The sequence below is a fragment of the Mesobacillus jeotgali genome (assembly GCF_031759225.1).
GTDB lineage: Bacteria > Bacillota > Bacilli > Bacillales > Cytobacillaceae > Mesobacillus > Mesobacillus jeotgali_B.
The window spans coordinates 4,566,274-4,584,300 of sequence record NZ_CP134494.1 but is presented as its reverse complement, the minus strand read 5'-3'; the positions used below and the strand labels follow the sequence as shown (position 1 = coordinate 4,584,300).

Annotated in this window: 15 protein-coding genes; 12 read left to right on the top strand and 3 right to left on the bottom strand. The window is 44.1% G+C overall.

Annotated features, from left to right (window positions below):
* The first annotated feature begins 42 nt into the window (after positions 1 to 42).
* Positions 43 to 2,442, top strand: a complete 2,400-nt coding sequence (locus RH061_RS22815; RefSeq protein WP_311073069.1) for a S8 family serine peptidase — start codon at positions 43 to 45, stop codon at positions 2,440 to 2,442.
* A 46-nt stretch (positions 2,443 to 2,488) separates the two neighbouring features.
* Here the strand turns inward: RH061_RS22815 and RH061_RS22810 are convergent, their stop codons facing one another.
* Complete coding sequence (locus tag RH061_RS22810; RefSeq protein ID WP_311073068.1) at positions 2,489 to 3,481, bottom strand: DUF3231 family protein; 993 nt, start codon at positions 3,479 to 3,481, stop codon at positions 2,489 to 2,491.
* A 192-nt stretch (positions 3,482 to 3,673) separates the two neighbouring features.
* On the opposite strand from RH061_RS22810, the gene RH061_RS22805 reads away from it, so the two are divergent.
* The 5 genes from RH061_RS22805 to RH061_RS22785 all read left to right on the top strand — a co-directional run bounded on the left by RH061_RS22805 (position 3,674) and on the right by RH061_RS22785 (position 10,122).
* Positions 3,674 to 3,823, top strand: a complete 150-nt coding sequence (locus RH061_RS22805; protein WP_023613442.1) for a lipoprotein — start codon at positions 3,674 to 3,676, stop codon at positions 3,821 to 3,823.
* 138 nt (positions 3,824 to 3,961) lie between these two features.
* The gene (locus RH061_RS22800; RefSeq protein WP_311073066.1) at positions 3,962 to 7,045 is read left to right on the top strand and encodes an efflux RND transporter permease subunit; all 3,084 of its coding nucleotides are present in this window, start codon (positions 3,962 to 3,964) and stop codon (positions 7,043 to 7,045) included.
* A gap of 224 nt (positions 7,046 to 7,269) precedes the next feature.
* Positions 7,270 to 7,611, top strand: coding sequence for a zinc ribbon domain-containing protein YjdM (locus RH061_RS22795; RefSeq protein WP_311073064.1), 342 nt, complete (start codon positions 7,270 to 7,272; stop codon positions 7,609 to 7,611).
* Between the two features lie 730 nt (positions 7,612 to 8,341).
* Positions 8,342 to 9,517 carry an Alp7A family actin-like protein gene (locus RH061_RS22790; RefSeq protein ID WP_311073062.1) on the top strand — a complete coding sequence of 392 codons (1,176 nt, stop codon included), beginning with the start codon at positions 8,342 to 8,344 and terminating at the stop codon, positions 9,515 to 9,517.
* Between the two features lie 14 nt (positions 9,518 to 9,531).
* Positions 9,532 to 10,122, top strand: coding sequence for a hypothetical protein (locus RH061_RS22785; protein WP_311073060.1), 591 nt, complete (start codon positions 9,532 to 9,534; stop codon positions 10,120 to 10,122).
* 202 nt (positions 10,123 to 10,324) lie between these two features.
* Here the strand turns inward: RH061_RS22785 and pepF are convergent, their stop codons facing one another.
* Positions 10,325 to 12,142: an oligoendopeptidase F gene (gene pepF / locus RH061_RS22780; RefSeq protein WP_311073057.1), complete on the bottom strand. Its 1,818-nt coding sequence runs from the start codon at positions 12,140 to 12,142 to the stop codon at positions 10,325 to 10,327.
* A 121-nt stretch (positions 12,143 to 12,263) separates the two neighbouring features.
* Positions 12,264 to 13,427 carry an MFS transporter gene (locus tag RH061_RS22775; protein WP_311073055.1) on the bottom strand — a complete coding sequence of 388 codons (1,164 nt, stop codon included), beginning with the start codon at positions 13,425 to 13,427 and terminating at the stop codon, positions 12,264 to 12,266.
* 210 nt (positions 13,428 to 13,637) lie between these two features.
* On the opposite strand from RH061_RS22775, the gene RH061_RS22770 reads away from it, so the two are divergent.
* The 6 genes from RH061_RS22770 (at position 13,638) to RH061_RS22745 (ending at position 18,013) form a co-directional block, all read left to right on the top strand.
* Positions 13,638 to 14,108, top strand: coding sequence for a DUF2243 domain-containing protein (locus RH061_RS22770; RefSeq protein WP_311073053.1), 471 nt, complete (start codon positions 13,638 to 13,640; stop codon positions 14,106 to 14,108).
* A gap of 11 nt (positions 14,109 to 14,119) precedes the next feature.
* Positions 14,120 to 14,569, top strand: coding sequence for a hypothetical protein (locus RH061_RS22765; RefSeq protein WP_311073051.1), 450 nt, complete (start codon positions 14,120 to 14,122; stop codon positions 14,567 to 14,569).
* A gap of 66 nt (positions 14,570 to 14,635) precedes the next feature.
* Positions 14,636 to 15,763: an NAD(P)/FAD-dependent oxidoreductase gene (locus RH061_RS22760; RefSeq protein ID WP_311073049.1), complete on the top strand. Its 1,128-nt coding sequence runs from the start codon at positions 14,636 to 14,638 to the stop codon at positions 15,761 to 15,763.
* 279 nt (positions 15,764 to 16,042) lie between these two features.
* Positions 16,043 to 16,891, top strand: a complete 849-nt coding sequence (gene ypfJ, locus RH061_RS22755; RefSeq protein WP_311073048.1) for a KPN_02809 family neutral zinc metallopeptidase — start codon at positions 16,043 to 16,045, stop codon at positions 16,889 to 16,891.
* Positions 16,892 to 17,025: 134 nt separating this feature from the next.
* Positions 17,026 to 17,502, top strand: coding sequence for a cupin domain-containing protein (locus RH061_RS22750; RefSeq protein WP_311076515.1), 477 nt, complete (start codon positions 17,026 to 17,028; stop codon positions 17,500 to 17,502).
* A gap of 163 nt (positions 17,503 to 17,665) precedes the next feature.
* Complete coding sequence (locus RH061_RS22745; protein ID WP_311073046.1) at positions 17,666 to 18,013, top strand: DsrE/DsrF/DrsH-like family protein; 348 nt, start codon at positions 17,666 to 17,668, stop codon at positions 18,011 to 18,013.
* Positions 18,014 to 18,027 lie beyond the last annotated feature (14 nt).

Here is an 18,027-nt window from a genome sequence, read left to right as displayed (position 1 = left end):
GTGAGGTTTTGATTATATTACGAGAGAGGATGAGGCGAAGGAATGAAGAGGTATTTTCCAAGAGTATTACTTACATTAGTAGCATTCGTAATGATTTTTTCCACATTCGGCTTTGGAGCAGCAGCAAATGGAGGGACAACCTCACAAACCAAATTGACTGAGTTGCCTTTGGCAGAAATTTTTGGGGATATTGAACTTTCGTCCAGCAGGCCGACTTCGGTCATTGTCGAGTTAAAAGCAGAATCAATCATTGAAGCGAAGCATAAAGGAAAGAAGCAGACAAAGGCCAGCCTTAAATCTGAACGAGGGAAAGTAATTGGTGCATTAAAGAATTCTGTTAAAGGTGCAGAGGTGAAAAGGGAATATGATTATGTATTCTCTGGATTCTCTGCGAAACTACCAGCAAATGAAATTATTAAACTAATGGCGCTGCCTGGCGTAAAGGCAGTATACCCGAATGTTCATTACACAGCAGATGTCATTTCTGCAGAAGAAATTTCGGCGGAGGAATTCAGCCCGAATATGATGAACAGTGCTCCATTCATCGGTTCTAATGAAGCGTGGGATGCAGGCTATACTGGTGAGGGAGTTACAGTAGCGGTAATCGATACTGGTGTTGATTACACTCACCCTGATCTTGCACATGCATTTGGCGATTACAAAGGGTATGACTTTGTCGATGATGACAATGACCCAATGGAAGGTGCTGGACAATACCACGGTACGCACGTATCTGGTACAGTTGCTGCCAATGGAGGAATCAAAGGGGTCGCTCCTGATGCTACATTGCTAGGATACCGAGTACTAGGCGCTGAGGGCGGTACGACGGAAGATGTAGTTGCTGGAATTGAAATGGCAGTTCAAGACGGTGCTGACGTCATGAACCTGTCTCTTGGTAACTCATTGAACAATCCAGACTGGGCAACTTCCATTGCGCTTGATTGGGCAATGGCTGAGGGTGTAGTAGCAGTTACTTCAAACGGAAATGCTGGTCCGGACAACTGGACAGTTGGATCTCCTGGTACTTCCCGTGAGGCGATTTCTGTTGGGGCAACACAGCTGCCGTATAATGTGTATAATTCTGCGATTTCTACTTCAGAAGGCGTAGATTATCCTTCAGCGAAAGTTCAAGGTTTTCCAAGTGATGAAGAGTTACTTGCACTAAATGGTAAAGAATTTGAGTTTGTTTACGTTGGAAAAGGTGGAGCAAGTGATTTTGAAGGAAAAGATCTTGATGGGAAAATTGCTTTAATCATTCGTGGAGATTATCCATTTGTTGACAAAGCTGAAAATGCAAAGAATGCTGGTGCGGTCGGAGCAATCATCTTCAACAATGTTGAAGGTGAACATGCAGATGTTCCTGGATTAGCTGTCCCAACAATTAAGACTACATTAGCAGATGGTCAAAAATTGCTTGCTGAGTTAGAAAAGGGTAATAACGAAATTTCTTTCAATATTGGATTCTCTAAGTGGGTAGACGAAACAATGGCTGATTTCTCTTCCCGGGGTCCAGTAGCCCTCACATGGATGATCAAGCCGGATGTATCAGCTCCTGGCGTGAACATTGTAAGTACCTTCCCTGGCAACGGTTATGCTGCGTTACAAGGTACTAGTATGTCATCTCCACACGTTGCTGGAGCAGCAGCATTGCTTTTACAAAAGCATCCTAAATGGGGTACTGAAGATGTAAAGGCTGCACTGATGAACACTGCTGAAGATGTGATTGACCCGGCTACGGGCGAAGCCTACGCACATAACTCTCAGGGTGCAGGAAGCATCCGTATTGTTGACGCTTTTAATACAAAAACTCTTGTCGCTCCAGGCAGCCACTCATTTGGCAAATTTGTTAAAGATAGTGGCAAGCAGGTCGAAAAGAACAGCTTTGAAATCAAGAACCTTTCCAATGAAAGAAAGACTTATAGCTTTGATGTTGAGTTTGCTGGAAACCCAGAAGGTATCAAGGTTTCGACAAGCAAGAACCTAAAAGTTAACGCAGGCAAGTCCCAGCAGGTGAACTTCAATGTTCAGGTAGATACTTCTAAGCTGGAGCCAGGCTATTACGAAGGAACGATCGTAATTAGCGAAGGATCACAGACGATTGACGTACCGACGATCCTGTTTGTTGGCGAGCCGGACTACCCTCGTGTAACGGGTGCTTTCATGGATAAGGTTGAGGATGGATACTATGTTGGTGCGTATCTGCCGGGAGGTGCGGAAGTACTTGAATATGATGTTTATGTCTTCAACCCTAATGGAACAATTGGAGGTTTTGTTGATACAATCGGCTCATTCACAAACGCTCCAGTTCCGTATCATGAATTCCTCTGGGATGGCACAGTTCAAAATGGAATTAATCTTCCAAACGGTGACTGGGTACTAGGCGTTTATGTAGAATATGCAGGAGTCACAGAATACAAAGCCTACCTGGTAACAAAAGAATAAACTAAAAAAGGATTCCTCCTGGCTTACGCCAGCTGGAATCCTTTTTTCATACCTTCCGATCCAAAGCCTGCGGCGGCTGTTCTAGCCATTTTTCGGTGATGGTCAGGAGCAGGCCTTTTCCGTAAAACTTCTTCATCTGATTTGAAATCATCGTGAACTTTGTGACGATATCAGTCCTCAAGCTGGATGTCAGTGCCTGGTTGATCATGATGAAGCAGAACATTCCGAGGCATGTGTTCACGAAAAATAGCATTAGTTTATCAGAAAATGGTGAACTTCTGACTTCAAAAAAATTATAATCCCCTGAGGCAGAATAGGGGATGTTTTCTTTTTCAAAAACATCACCGAGCGTTTCCAGGACTTTTTCCAGAGCATCTCTGCCTTTGCTGAAATGCTGCTTAACATCTTTGTGGGAAGCCAGTTTGCTGAATGTCACAAGGATCATTTTTGAGAAACGGGCCCGGTGGATGACTCTAGAAAGGTTTGCGATTTCAGCTGCATTGACCGGCCGTGAACCGCCGAAAAGCCCATTGAGGTATTTCATCTCATCAACCAAATCAACTGTATGGTCCAACGCTACCTGGGGAGATTTAAGGTAGATTCCTTGGGATAGCATTAGTTCGGTGAGTTCGTTTTGTATTTTTATCGTAAATTCTATAGCATTCTGAAAAAGATTCCTGATGTCCTTCCTGGTGCAATCGGGAAACGCAGATGGGTATGTACTCAAGGACAGCATCGTTATGTCATGGCAAATATATAGGATGAAGGTGTCCGAAAATACCCTATCTGCATCCAGTCTGACATCCTTTTCGGTAAAGCCCAATGGAATTGTCAGGTTCTCTTTTATGAAAATAGCCTTTAGATCTTCAAGGCTTTTTTGAGAAAAATCCACCAACTTTTCTACTATATTTTTAACCCCTGGATCCTCAGCAGTTGCCTGGAAATATTGAAAGAATCGCAACTCCATACTGCTTTTCAAGTAGGAAGACCATATATTCGAAATTTCCGTTGAGGTGAGCTGTACGTTTGTTCCACTCATTCAGCGAGTCACTCCTTTGTTATTATTGTTAGTTTTATGCTGAAATTTATTACAAATAGAAAAATTTAATTAAGAATTTTACATATCTGCTAACTAAATTCTCCAATTCTTAGAGGGGTTTTCTGGAAAGACACCAAAGTTACATAGAAATATCAAGCCTTGGAAAAACTTTTTCTAAAGGAGGAATGAATAATGAAAAAGCTTTTATTCATGTTTTTATTGGCAATTTCCATGTTCACTGTAACCGGCTGTGGCAATGACGCACCGCCTGAAGAAGGGGAACAGCTGGAAGATGTCGAGGAAGAAGATGAAATTGGTGATGGCGAAATAGATGATGAATAATCATACGAAATCCGCTTCTTTATGAGGCGGATTTTTTCATCTGTTTTATGTAAATTCTGTACATCTACAATTGACAAATGACCGGTCAGTCAGTAACATTGTTATCGTCAATAAAGTCAATTTGAGGTAGGTGCAGTAGTGAAGAATTTAGTCAATTTTGTACTTGGAAATAAACTGGCCGTATGGCTTCTTACGATTATCATTACGGTATCAGGGATTTATTCTGGTACGCGGATGAACATGGAGACCATTCCGAATATATCGATTCCATACTTGATGGTTATGGATGTTTATCCCGGGGCGACTCCCGAAAAAGTAATGGAGGATGTATCGATCCCAATTGAAAAAGCGGTGGAGGGGCTCGAAGACGTTAAATATGTCTATTCGAATTCCTACTCCAATATGTCGAGTATCCAGGTAGAGTATGAGTATGGCATCGACATGGATGAAGCTAAACGGGCCTTACAATCGGCATTGGATATGGTGACACTGCCGGAAGGGGCTCAGGAGCCGACAATCACAGCGATCAGCATGAATATGATGCCGGTGGCTGCATTGAGTGTCAGCAGTACAACGGAGGATATTGTCGAGCTTACATCAACCGTTGAGGAAATTATCCTTCCTAAAATCGATAAAATCGATGGTGTTGCGTCTGTTACGATGACAGGACAGCATATTGAAGAAGTTAATCTTACGTATGACGAGGCGAAACTGGCCGAGTTTGGTTTAACAGAGTCCAAAGTGAAGGAAATGATCCAGGCTAGCAACCTTGGCGTTTCATTAGGCCTTTTTGAGTTCAAAGAAGGAGAGCAGGCTGTTGCTGTTGATGGCAAGTTCACGACTACAGATGAATTGAAAAATATGCTGATTCCGGTCACGCCTTCTGCAGCCAATCCATCACCTTTTGTTAAACTCAGCGACGTTGCTGAGGTTGAGCTAGTTGGTAAAGTTCAATCCATTTCCCGCACGAATGGGGAAGACGCGATTGCCCTGCAGATTGTTAAGGAGCAGCAAGCGAACACCGTGGATGTAGTGAATGCAGTGAAAGATTTAATCAAGGAAGAAAAATCTAAAATAGATGGCCTTGTCATTGAAGTATCGCTTGACCAGGGAGAGCCAATTGAAGAATCAGTCTTTACGATGATTGAAAAAGCTTTATTTGGCGGATTGATCGCAATTCTTGTAATCCTTCTATTCCTGCGTGACTTCAAATCTACGATTATATCAATTGTCTCGATTCCAGTTTCGATTTTTATGGCATTGCTGCTATTGAACTGGATGGATATCACGCTTAATATCATGACACTGGGCGCGATTACTGTAGCGATTGGCCGTGTAATCGATGACTCGATTGTCGTCGTTGAAAATATATATCGCCGCCTGCATTTAAAAGAAGAGAGATTAACTGGCAGGGCACTTGTGCGTGAAGCGACAATCGAAATGTTTAAGCCAATCCTGTCGTCCACACTCGTAACGGTTGCCGTATTTGCTCCGTTGATCTTCGTAGGCGGCATGGTAGGGGAATTATTCGCGCCATTTGCCTTGACGATGACATTTGCACTGGGTGCTTCACTGATTGTGGCGATTACCATCGTACCAGCGTTATCCCACTTTTTGTTCAGGAAGAAGTTATACAGCGAGAAAACGGAAAACAGCCATAAGGAAGTTGGAAAAATGGCTCATTGGTACAAGGGCGTCTTGAATAAGTCGCTTAACCATAAGGTCATTACTTCACTCATTGCGGTTATTCTGCTCGTCGGAAGTCTTGCCCTGACACCAATCATCGGTTTCAGCTTCATGGGCAGTGAAGAAGATAAAGTAATGTATCTGACTTACACACCTAAAGCAGGTGAGCTTAAGGAAGAAACAATTGAAAATGTTGCAGAAGTAGAAGAAGAAATGCTGAAACGCAAAGACATCGATATCGTACAGGTATCGATCAACGAAGAGGCAGATCAGATGACGGCCATGATGGGCGGAGGAGCAGGCGGAGCACTAATGTACCTGATCTTTGACCCGGATATGGAAAACTTTTCAGAAGTAAGGGATCAACTTGAGGAATATGTCTTCAACATTGGCCACAGCGGCGAATGGAAGAGCCAGAATTTCGGCGGAATGTCGATGCCTGAGAATGAAATCAGCTATACCTTGTACAGTGAGGATTTAGGTAAGTTAAGCAAAACTGTCAAGTTGGTAGAAGAGGAAATGAAGGCTGTTGACGGCTTGAAGGACGTGTCTTCAAGTGCAGAAGATGCTTATGTAGAATATACCTTCAAAGTTGAGCAGGACGAATTGCTTCAGTATGGGCTGACGGCCGGACAAATTGTCATGATGCTCAATCCGAACAAATCAGAAGAAATTTTGACGACCGTTGAAAAAGATGGTGAAACACTAGATGTCATTGTCCAGCAGGAGCAGGCTGAACAGCCAGAATCGATCGAGGATATCCTTGCTACTGAAGTACAAACAGCGCTAGGCACGACCTTGCCATTGTCTGAATTGGTGACCGTTGAAGAAGGCACAACAATGAATACATTAGCCAGAAGCAAAGGCCAGTATTATGCTTCTGTATCAGGAACGGTAGTAAGCAAGGATATTTCGAAGGCAGCTGCTGATGCTGAAAAAGCAATTGATGAATTAGATTTGCCAAAAGGCGTTGAAGTTGGCGTAGCAGGTGTCCAGGCGGATATGACCGAAACATTCACCCAGCTTGGAGCTGCCATGCTTGCTGCGATTGCGATCGTTTACTTCATCCTGGTCGTAACCTTCCGTGAAGGTGTCGCACCATTTGCAATCCTATTCTCGCTTCCATTTGCAGTCATAGGATCGTTTGTAGGGCTGCTTATTGCAGGTGAAACCATCTCTGTATCAGTCATGATGGGTCTGCTGATGCTGATAGGGATCGTCGTGACGAATGCCATCGTGCTTGTAGACCGAATCATTCACATGGAACGAGAAGGGCTGACAATGCGTGCGGCGGTGCTTGAGGCAGGAGCCACACGTTTACGTCCAATCCTTATGACCGCAATCGCTACGGTTGGTGCCTTGATTCCATTAGCGATCGGTTCAGGCGGTGGCGGACTGATCTCCAAGGGCCTTGCGATCACTGTAATCGGCGGTTTGACTAGTTCAACATTATTGACGCTGATTATCGTACCGATTGTATATGAAGTTCTATCAAGGATATTCAAGAAAAACCGTAAGGACATTGTAGAAAACTAATGAAAAAGCCCTGATGGATGACTGATCGTCCTATCGGGGCTTTTCGTTATTCAGAAGTCTCCTAAACTGTATGGCTTTGCCTTAATATGTGTCAGTAAGCTTAAAGAAACATATCGCTATACAGACATGTGATTGATGATGGTCGTATTTTGCTAATAACATAGGAATGTTGCTGAAACTTGGCTATAATTAAGCTTATTAAAAAGTAATTCGGAGGCTTAACTATGTCCAAATTGCCAAATTGTCCAAAATGCAGTTCAGAATATACATATGAGGATGGGCCGCTGCTCATTTGTCCAGAATGCGCCCATGAGTGGGATCCTGCTGCTGAAATGGCTAATGGAGAGGATAGCAGGGTAATCAAAGATTCAAACGGGAATATTCTGAGCGATGGAGATACCGTTTCTGTCATCAAAGACCTTAAAGTGAAAGGTACATCATCAGTAATTAAAATCGGCACTAAGGCTAAAAATATCCGTTTAATTGATGGTGACCATGATATTGAGTGTAAACTGGAAGGATTTGGTGCGATGAAGCTAAAATCTGAATTTGTTAAGAAAATATAAACCCCTTTAAGCCAGGCACTGTCCTGGCTATTCTATTTCATTTGCAATCTTCTTCCTTTGTCGTCATCCTTCGACGGTATTATACAAGGATATCCCTGCCCTTTACCGAAAGGGGAGGGGGCTGCCTCTTCTTATACAACTCCACTGACCTGAAGCGCCAATGTGTTCCTCTTAGCTGATTCGAATTACTTTTCTTTTTTTATCCTAATTCTATACTGCGGCCGAAATTTCAGGACATTTATTAATCTGTTTGATATGAATATTGATTTTCCACCGAACATCAGATTGAATTCCATCTTTTTCTTCGGTTTTTACGGATTCCCTTATACCAATTACCGTAATAGCGTAAAAACTATCAATAAAAAGAGAAGGCAGGGGAGGGGAGTCAGAGATTGATTTATGGAAATTACTAGAAAAATACACGCATTTAGCAATTGTATACATAATAGTAAACAAGTATACGAAATGTAAACATTGTGTATACAATTATGTTTACGTGTATACAAAACCGTATACATGTTGTTAAATCAAGATGTATACAATATTGTATTCATTGTGTACAATTATGTTTACATTCGCCCTGGGTTTACAACATGTTTACATGTTTACATTTATATTTCTTTTTGCCTGTACTGCTTGCAGTATCTATTATTTACCTTTACCTTTAAAATAGTAAGTGAGTATACATAATTACTAGATTTACTTAGATTATTGAAAAGGAATGATGAAAATGACGAAATCTAGAATTGCAGCTGTTGATGTTGGTAACGATTCTATTAAAGCTATTTTTGGAGAGTTCGATAATGAGCTTAATATCCCTAATATCGTAGCAAGGGATACAGAAGACCGTCCTGTCATCGGTATTGAGGAGCTTGATACGAAGGATCCGCTTGAAGGAATTCATATCCGTGTCCACTCCCCTGCCCTGAAGGATAATAATGCTATTTATCGTGTCGGCAATCTGGCGACTAAAAGCGATAATGCAACAGAATTAGATCCAGGAAGCAGCAAGTCCGAGGAAGACCAGACATTGATCATGCTTTTCGCGACTCTTGCTTTGGATGCAGTGAAAGAAGAAAATGCAAAGCTTTTCCCGAAAAGCAAGAATGTCATCGATGCGAACTACACACTCGGAACTGGACTTCCGCTTCGTGAAGTGAAAGAAGGAAAAGACGCAGGCTATCGTTCGAAACTGGTTGGATCTGTCCACCAGGTAGAATTCCTTGTTACTCCGAAATTTCAGGGCCTGAAAGTTAATATCAAATTTGATGAAGTGAAGGTTTATCCAGAAGGCTTCGCTGCTTATATCAATCTAGTAATGGATAACAGCCTTAAAATCATCAATAAGGATTTAATTGATAGAAGAATCCTGATCCAGGATATCGGTGGTTTATCTACTGATATCGCTGTCATCAAAAACCGCAATGTCGATGATGACAAGGCACAGGGCTTCAACCTTGGAGTTTCTGAGGCGCTTGAACAAATCAGGGAAGAAATCCGCAGCAAGCATGGCGTTGAACTGGACAGCCGTACAGATGTTGTAGAGATCATCACACGCAAGAATGACCGCAACCACATCATGGTCAAGGGAAGCCGTACAAGCGTCCATGATATCACGGACCGTATCCTTCTAGAACTGGCCAAAAAGCAATACCGCCTGCTACGCAATGTGTGGGCAAAGAACTCACAGACGGAAATCTGCTATTTTGTCGGTGGCGGTGCGACAGTCTTGAAAGAGTATATTAAGACATTAAACAATAATCTTGATGGCTATAACATCGAATTTTTCGAAGACGAGAAAGAGAGCATCTGGATGATGGCAAATGCTTACTATAAGCTCATCATGGATTATGTGAAGAAATCAGAGAAGAGCAGCAAAGCCGCTTCTGAACCTGTTAAAAGCTAAAATAAGGTGATTCTATGAAAAAAACCAACCCAAATGAGATTAAGAGGGGACAAGCACTATCGTTCCGTATCCCGTCTGATACACCAGACCATATCTTGAGGCAGCTTCAAAAATTAAAAGAAACTGAGAGAAGGAATTTCTCCAGCAAAATTGCTGATTTTGTCCTGCAGGGTGTAGGGAATTCATATTCGAGGGAACGCGAGACGATTACCATTCCCCTTCCGCGCAATCTCAACAAATCGCAACGGGATTGGATCAAGCACGAGCATTCAGAGGCTTTGCTGGGCAATATCGTATATCATCTGCTGACAGATCCCATACGGGCTACTGCACTGCTTGCATCATTGAACAGCAAGTCAACAGAAATAGATGAGGCCCTGTACCTCCAGGAAGAAGAGATGGATCTTCCGTCTGCAGCTGTAACAGAGGATTCACCGGTTATAGAAGAAACGGCCTCAACTGCTGAGACCGACCCAATGGATGATGATTTAGATTCATTCGTGTGGGAATCGATCAAGCAAACCGAAACTTCGGAAGAAGAAAGTGAAGAGGAAGAGGATTTAGACGACCTTCTTGGCGATTTCCTTGCAAAAATGAATAAATAACAAGAACCCATGGGCCTTTCATGCCCATGGGTTCTTCTGTATTTTCTGGCTAAGAAAGTATAAATTTCCCCACTCTAGATTAGTGTCTAGCTCCAGCGCCTAGCCCCTCGAGACGTTTCGGTCCTGCCAATGAAGTCAAAGAGCGACTTCACTGTCAGGCCCTCCAACGCTTGTCGGGGCTGACCAAGGCGCTTGCGCTTTTCTATTGATAGGATTGCTCCAACTCGTCAATCAATGAACCGACATAAGCAACAGCTTTTCTGACAGGTTCCGGTGTGGACATATCCAATCCTGCTTGTTTCAACAATTCAAGCGGCTTCATAGTGCCGCCCGCACGGAGCACCTCAAGCCAGCGGTCAACGGCAGGCTGGCCTTCTTCCTTGATCAGCTGTGACACGGCAGTCGATGCGGTCAATCCTGCTGAGTAGGTGTATGGATACAAGCCCATGTAATAATGAGGCTGGCGCATCCAGGTCAGGCCTGCTCCCTCATCGATTTCCACTGTATCGCCCCAGAAGCCCTCAAGGACGTCAGTTTTGATCTCCGTAAGCGTCTTTGCCGTCAGGGCTTTGCCAGCTTCAGCATGGGCGTACACACGGCGCTGATACTCTGCTTCAAGCAGGTGTGTGACAAAGTTATGATAATACGTTCCCAGTAGCTGTAGAATGACCCAGCGGCTCATCTGGACATCGTCCTTATTTTTATCGAGAAGATGCTGTGCAAGAAGCATCTCATTCATGGTAGAAGGTGCTTCAATAAAATACATGGAAGGACGGACATTCATGATGCGCTGGTTTTGATTCGCCAGGTAAAAATGTCCCGCATGTCCAAACTCATGGGCAAGCGTAAAGCAGCCGCGCATATTGTCTGCCCATGTGATCAGGATATATGGATGTGAGCCATAAGGGCTTGAACAGAAAGCACCTGTTGATTTTCCAACATTATCAGCTAGGTCCACCCATCTCTCTTCAAAGCCTTTTTCAATCATGGCCGTATAGTCAGCACCCATAACTTTCAAGGACTCTGTGATCAGGTTGCGTGCTTCTTCATAGGTGATCGACGGATCGAATTCAGGATCAAAAGGAGCCTTCAAGTCACAGAACTTCATCTTATCAAGGCCCAGCACCTTCTTCTTTAACTGGGCGAATCGGCGCATATGGGGTGCCAGTTCCTTGTAAATGATATCGATCTGGTTATTGTACATTTCCTTTGTTACCTGCTGCGGTTCCAATAGCATATCGGTAACAGACTCATAGTTCCTGAGTTTTGCGAGAGTTACCTGTTTTTTCACTTCGGTTGCATAGGTAGCAGCGATTGTATTTTTATATTGTTTTAGTGTAGAAACAAAGGAATCATACGCTTTTCTGCGGACATCTGTGTCTGGTGAAAATTCATAACGGCTCTCAAATAGCGCAAAAGAAACAGGTAATTCATTTCCCTCTTCGTCCTGAATGGATGAGAACTGCATGTCGGCAAGTTTAGCCATGCCATAGATGTTGTAAGGTGCGGCGTGAACCTCCCCAAGCGCAGCGAGTACCTCTTCTGTTTCAGGTGATAGCTTATGCTTCTTCGTTTCTAATAGCTCAACTAAACTTTTTTTGAAGGGTTCCAGACCAGGCTCCTCCTGGATGAATTCTTCTACTTTCCCATCTTCAAACTCCAGTATTTCAGATGAGATAAAGGATAGAGCAGCCAAAGCCTGTGTGCCAGTGGCTGCCACTTTAGCGGAATTTGCCTGATTCACAGGATCTGTGCCATCTGCGGATTGCTTCAAGCTAGCATATGTGCGGACTTTGACTAGCTTCTTTGTCAGTTCTTCCTGAGCAGTAAGACATTCAAGCAGTGATTTTGCACTAGTATGTAAGTTTCCTTTAAAGTCTGCGAATTCCTTGACGTCAGTTTCAATTTCTTCAAGTGCAGCCTCCCACTCCAGGTCAGACAGGAATAGGTCATCCAGATTCCATGTCAAATCCGCAGGGACCTCAGAGCGGACAGGACGCTTTTCAATCGTTTTTGTCAAATGAATCTCCCCCTTTATTCTCTATATTACTACGAAATCCGAAATATAGGCAGACAATTTGTTAAATATTTAGAAAAGTCCGGATAAAAAATAAAGAGCGGCATAGAGGCCGCCCTGTTGATTATTTTGCTGTGCTTAAAGATCGAGCACTGTAGACTCTGTATAAAATGAGAGCAATCACTGATAATAAAATCCCCGAGATATAAGGCATCCCAATGGCAATCGAGAACAGCCATCCACCTAATGGCGGTCCGATAATCCTGCCAAGGGAATCAAAGGATGAAAGCAATCCGGTCGTGCCTCCATGCCCAGTCGTCGATTTTTTTGTCAGAAGCGATGATACGCTAGGACGAATCAGCCCATTACCAATACCAAAAATGGTCAGGAATAATGCTGCAGTTCCGAATCCTTCTGTCAAAAGGATCAAACCAAAGCCTGCAGCAGAAATAACAATACCAAGCTGGATGACCTTACCCTCGCCAAGCGTCTTTGTCAGCCTGCCGACTAGTCCTCCCTGTACGATAGCTCCTGCCAGTCCCATGATCATGAAAATATATCCTAATTCAACGGATCCTAACCCAGCTTTTTCAGCAGCGAAATATGCAAAGGTTGCCTCTAATCCAGCAAGAGAAAGCGAGACGAACAACTGAAGCAGGAATAGCATGGATAGCGGTCCGTTCAAAGCCTTCAATAAAGATGTTCTTTCCTTTTCCTGACTGCTGCGCTGTTCAGGTGATAATGACTCCTTCAGGACAAAAGTAACGAACAGGAACGTAACGAGCGATGTTGCCCCTGCAAGGTAAAATGGTGTGTTCAGGCTGGATTGTGAAAAAATGCCGCCAATCGCAGGACCAAAAATAAACCCGAGTCCGACTGAAGCTCCGATGATTCCCATGCCTTTTCCACGGTCCTCCTCAGATGTGATGTCCGCTACATAGGCCATGACAGTCGGCATATTAGCTGATGACAAGAAGCCTCCAATGATTCTGGCCGCAAACAGCATCCAAAGCTCAGTGGAAAGAGCCATCAGGAAAAAAGAAAGGGACAGCCCGAGAATACCGATCATTATGACAGGCTTTCTGCCAATCCTATCGGAAATTCGCCCCCACATAGGTGCGAATATAAACTGCATCAAGGAGTAGACTGCCATTAACAGACCTAATTGAGTTGGCGTTGCCCCGATTTCTTCCGCATAAAAAGGAATGACTGGAATGATAATCCCAAAGCCGACCATCACGAGAAACATGACTAAAAATAAAATAGGCAAAGCCTTTTTGGTGTTCATCTTTATATTCACTCCATTACATCGACGGTTTCATTGCTAGTAAGTACACAATAATAAAAATTATATCAGAAACCCCAAAGGTATAGCGAAAATTACTTTTCGATAGTGGAAACAATTTTTAAAAGTAATAGTGACTCTCTAGAAGATTAGCATTCGGTATTTTAGGATATATAATTCAAAACTTTGAAATATACCGGAGGGAGTTAAAGGATGAATCCAAAAATGAAAAAGAAGTACCTGGCCATAGGCAGTTTCACTCTTGGTTTTGGGTTTATGGGATCGATGGATGGCGTTATTTTTCATCAATTGCTCCAGTGGCATAGCGTCGTCATGGAGACTAGCAGACCGGGACAGATTTTCAGTGACGGGGTCTTCCATTTTGGCGTGACTGTGGCTCTCGTGATTGGAGGGGTTCTGCTATGGTTGGCAGGACGGCCATCTGAAATATCGAGAGGTGTCAGCCGACTAGTTGGCGGATTTTTATCCGGGGCTGGAATTTTTAATTTAGTGGAGGGTGTGGTGAATCACCATCTGTTGCAAATTCATCGGGTGAAACCAGGGGACCCCAATGCCTTGATGTACGATCTTGGCTTTCTGACAATCGGCCTCGTGCTGGTCATCATTGGCGAGGTAATGAGGAGAAAGCGGTCAACCTCTGGAACCCATGCAGAGATGCAATAGGAGGGTCATAGATGTACCGGATCGTCAGTTTTATCATCATATTTCTCTTTGTTTCAACAATGCTCTATTTTCATAATCAAAACAGTCATTATCAAGCTTCAGACCAAGATAATCATCACGGGCATGAAATGGTAAATATTCCAACGGGAATACAAGCGCCTTCCATTGATGGAAAGGTAGAGCAAGATCCTTCAGGTTCCTGGCTGCTTAAAATTGAAACAGAACAATTCACCTTTGCTCCAGAAAAGGCTGGCGCAGACCAGGTCAACTATGACGAAGGCCATGCACATCTTTACCTGGACGGAGAGAAGGTTAATAGACTTTACGGGAACTATTACAATTTGGGAGAGTTGAAAAAAGGCACCCATCAAATAAAAGTGACACTCAATGCCAATAACCACGATATCTTGGCTGTTGGCGGCCAGGAAATTGCTTACAAAGAAACCTTTAAAGTGAAGTAGCTTTGAGTCTATCCCTGAAGTTCTGTAGAATGATATCAAGAATCTTTTACGGAAAAGGTGTAGGGAATGAAAACATATATCGTCATCGGGGCAGGAATATTAGGCGCTTCCACTGCCTATCACTTAGCGAAGGAAGGCAGGAATGTCACAATCATTGACCGAGGGGAACCTGGACAAGCGACGGATGCAGCAGCTGGTATCATTTGTCCCTGGCTGACCCAGCGAAGAAATAAGGCCTGGTATTTCCTCGCAAAGAATGGGGCGGCCTTTTACCCGTCACTGATTAAACAGCTTGAAGAGGACGGGGAGAAGGAAACAGGTTATCAGCGTGTAGGCGCAATCAGCCTTCATTGCGATCAGGAGAAACTTGCGAAAATGGAAGAAAGAGCGACTGTAAGACGAGAAGACGCACCAGAAATCGGAGAGGTCAGGCAGCTGGATCAGCAAGAAACGAATGAGCTTTTTCCGCTACTGTCGGAAGAGTATGCTTCTGTGCATGTAACTGGTGGGGCACGCGTAAACGGACGCTTGTTGCGGGATGCTCTCCTGAATGCTGCGCAAAGACATGGCGCTTCCATCGTAAAAGGAAATGCCCAATTAGAATCCTCTGGAGAAAAAGTGACGGGTGTTAAAGTCGGAGACACAAGATATGAAGGTGACAGCATCATCCTGACTGCAGGGGCATGGGCACCTGAGCTGCTGGAACCTCTTGGTATCAAGTTGAGCATCTCTCCTCAAAAAGCTCAAATTATCCATCTGATGCTGGAGAATACAGAGACTGGCTGCTGGCCTGTAGTCATGCCTCCGAATAACCAGTACATTCTTGCGTTCGATGGAGGCAGGCTGGTCATTGGCGCAACGCATGAAGACGATCATGGATTTGACCGCCGCCCGACTCTTGGCGGTATGCATGAAATCATTGATAAAGGGTTGACGGTCGCACCCGGTCTGGCAGATGCAACCTATCTCGAAACAAAAGTGGGTTTCCGTCCAGTCGCACCGAATTTCCTTCCAATCATAGGGACTATCCCTGGCTATGAAAATCTATTCCTGGCAAATGGACTGGGAGCATCAGGTTTGACCGTCGGACCCTATCTGGGTGCCCAGCTAGCGAAACTGGCAGCAGGTGAAGACCTCGAACTAGACCCCGAGCAATACGATGTCTCAGGAGCTATCACTGATAATATTTCCTAGGCAATGAAGAAAAGCGCCGGCGTTGGTGCTGGATTAAGAAAATCTACAATATTTCCTGGTGAACAAAGACGAAGCAAGCAGGAGAACCTCTCGCTGGAGGTGCCCTGCTTGCTTTTTGTGCATTGGTGGACATGAGATTGGTAAGGGTTCATAATGAGTTGCCAAAAAAATATTCATAGAAAGCAAATAAATCGCTTCATAGCGGGTATAACACTAAGGACATCCATCATAAAAAATTGTTAATCAGTGTTTATTATATAGCAGGAAGGAGCCAACATCATGCAATGGAAAGGCAGAAGAGCGAGCAGCAATGTGGAGGATAGGAGAGGAATGGGCGGCGGAGGCATGCTCATGGGCGGAGGCCTTGGCGGAATTATCCTGTTAGTAATCATGACATTCCTTGGCGGAGGCGATATGGGGGATGTCGTCGATAATATGACAAGCGGTGGAAACCAGTCTCCTGCACCTTATGAGCAATCAGCCGAGGAAGAGGAGCTTGCCCAATTCGTTTCAGTCGTCCTTGCAGATACAGAGGAAGTATGGTCCGAGGTATTTGCCGAAGAAGGGATGGAATATCGAGAGCCTACACTTGTTTTATACTCAGGAAGTGTCCAGTCTGCCTGTGGGATGGCTGGATCGCAGGTAGGACCGTTTTATTGTCCGGGTGATCAAAAGCTCTATATTGACCTTAGTTTTTATAATGAACTTCAAACAAAATTCAAGGCGCCTGGTGACTTTGCGATGGCTTATGTTGTCGCGCATGAAGTAGGACACCATGTGCAGACATTATTGGGAACTACTGATAAACTGAATTCGCTCCGCGGCCGTTTGGACCAGACAGAATTCAATAAATATCAAGTCCGTTTTGAACTTCAGGCTGATTATTTAGCAGGCGTATGGGCTCACCATGCACAGGGAATGGGAGTAGTCGAAGAAGGAGACCTGGAGGAAGCGTTAAATGCAGCAAGTGCGGTTGGAGACGATACGATCCAGAAGCGATCCCAGGGCTATGTCGTTCCGGAAAGCTTCACGCACGGTACATCGGAGCAAAGGAAAAGCTGGTTCTATAAAGGCTATAAAGCTGGCAACCTTAAAGAAGGCGATACGTTTAACACAAGAGAATTTTAGGTACAGATTAGCATAGGCCATTTTGGCTCATGCCATCATAGGAACAATTGTGGTGGGCACTTCACTTTTAAAAGTATCGTCCAAATACTATAAAAGAAAGGAGCAGGTTCCACAATGGGAACACAAGTACAGTCATTTTTGCACAGGGCACAGGTGATATCCCGAACAATCCGACATTGCCGGTCATCGTCTATCAGGGTGTTTTTGATGATAACTTGAGCATGGAGGAACAATTCGAGCAGCATAATTGGACAGGCACCTGGACGGGTGACATCTACGATTATCATCACTATCATACCAATACCCATGAAGTGCTTGGCGTAAAATCAGGCAGCGCTACCGTGCAAATCGGCGGTGACAGCGGAGAACGTCTCGAGCTTAAAGCGGGTGATGTCATCGTGCTGCCGGCAGGTACCGGGCACAAGAAAGTCGACAGCAGCCAGGACTTTACTGTCGTAGGCGCCTATCCAAACGGACGGACTCCTGATTTGAAAAAAAAAGACCCAGGCACAAGGGCACAGGCACTATCCCAGATCAAGAACGTGCCAGTACCAGAGACAGACCCGGTATATGGTGAAACGGGGCCCCTGCTTCATAAATGGGTGAAATAATTGATAAAGAGACGGGCAGCAGTTTGGTTTAAGAGCCAGGATGCTGCCTGTTTTTTTGTTTTGTGAAATACGTAACAGGGTATATAATAGTGGTAAGGTTTATCAATCATTTGGACAACATAATTAATTGTAGAAATAAACGATTTGAAGGAAGGGAAGCCAAATGGCAAATAAGAAATTTGTTTACTTCGTTTCATTGAGTTCCAATGTCCCCTATGTTCTGAAAAAAGCGCTCAGAAACGCTGAGGAAGAGGACGAAGTATCGATTTTCTTTGATTTAGATGGAGCCCGTGTCCTGGATAAACGATATATGAAAATCATGGAGAGAACACACAATATGGATTTGCAACAACTAATGCAGCAGGCATTGGATAAGGGGATTAAATTTTTCGGCTGCCAGATGAATGTGCTGATCGCTGATGGACTTGAGCTGGTTGACGGTGCGCAACTATCAGGGGTCGCAACTTTTCTGGAAACAGCCTACCAGGCAGATGCAGTGCTAAGTTACTAATGGAGGGGAAGAGC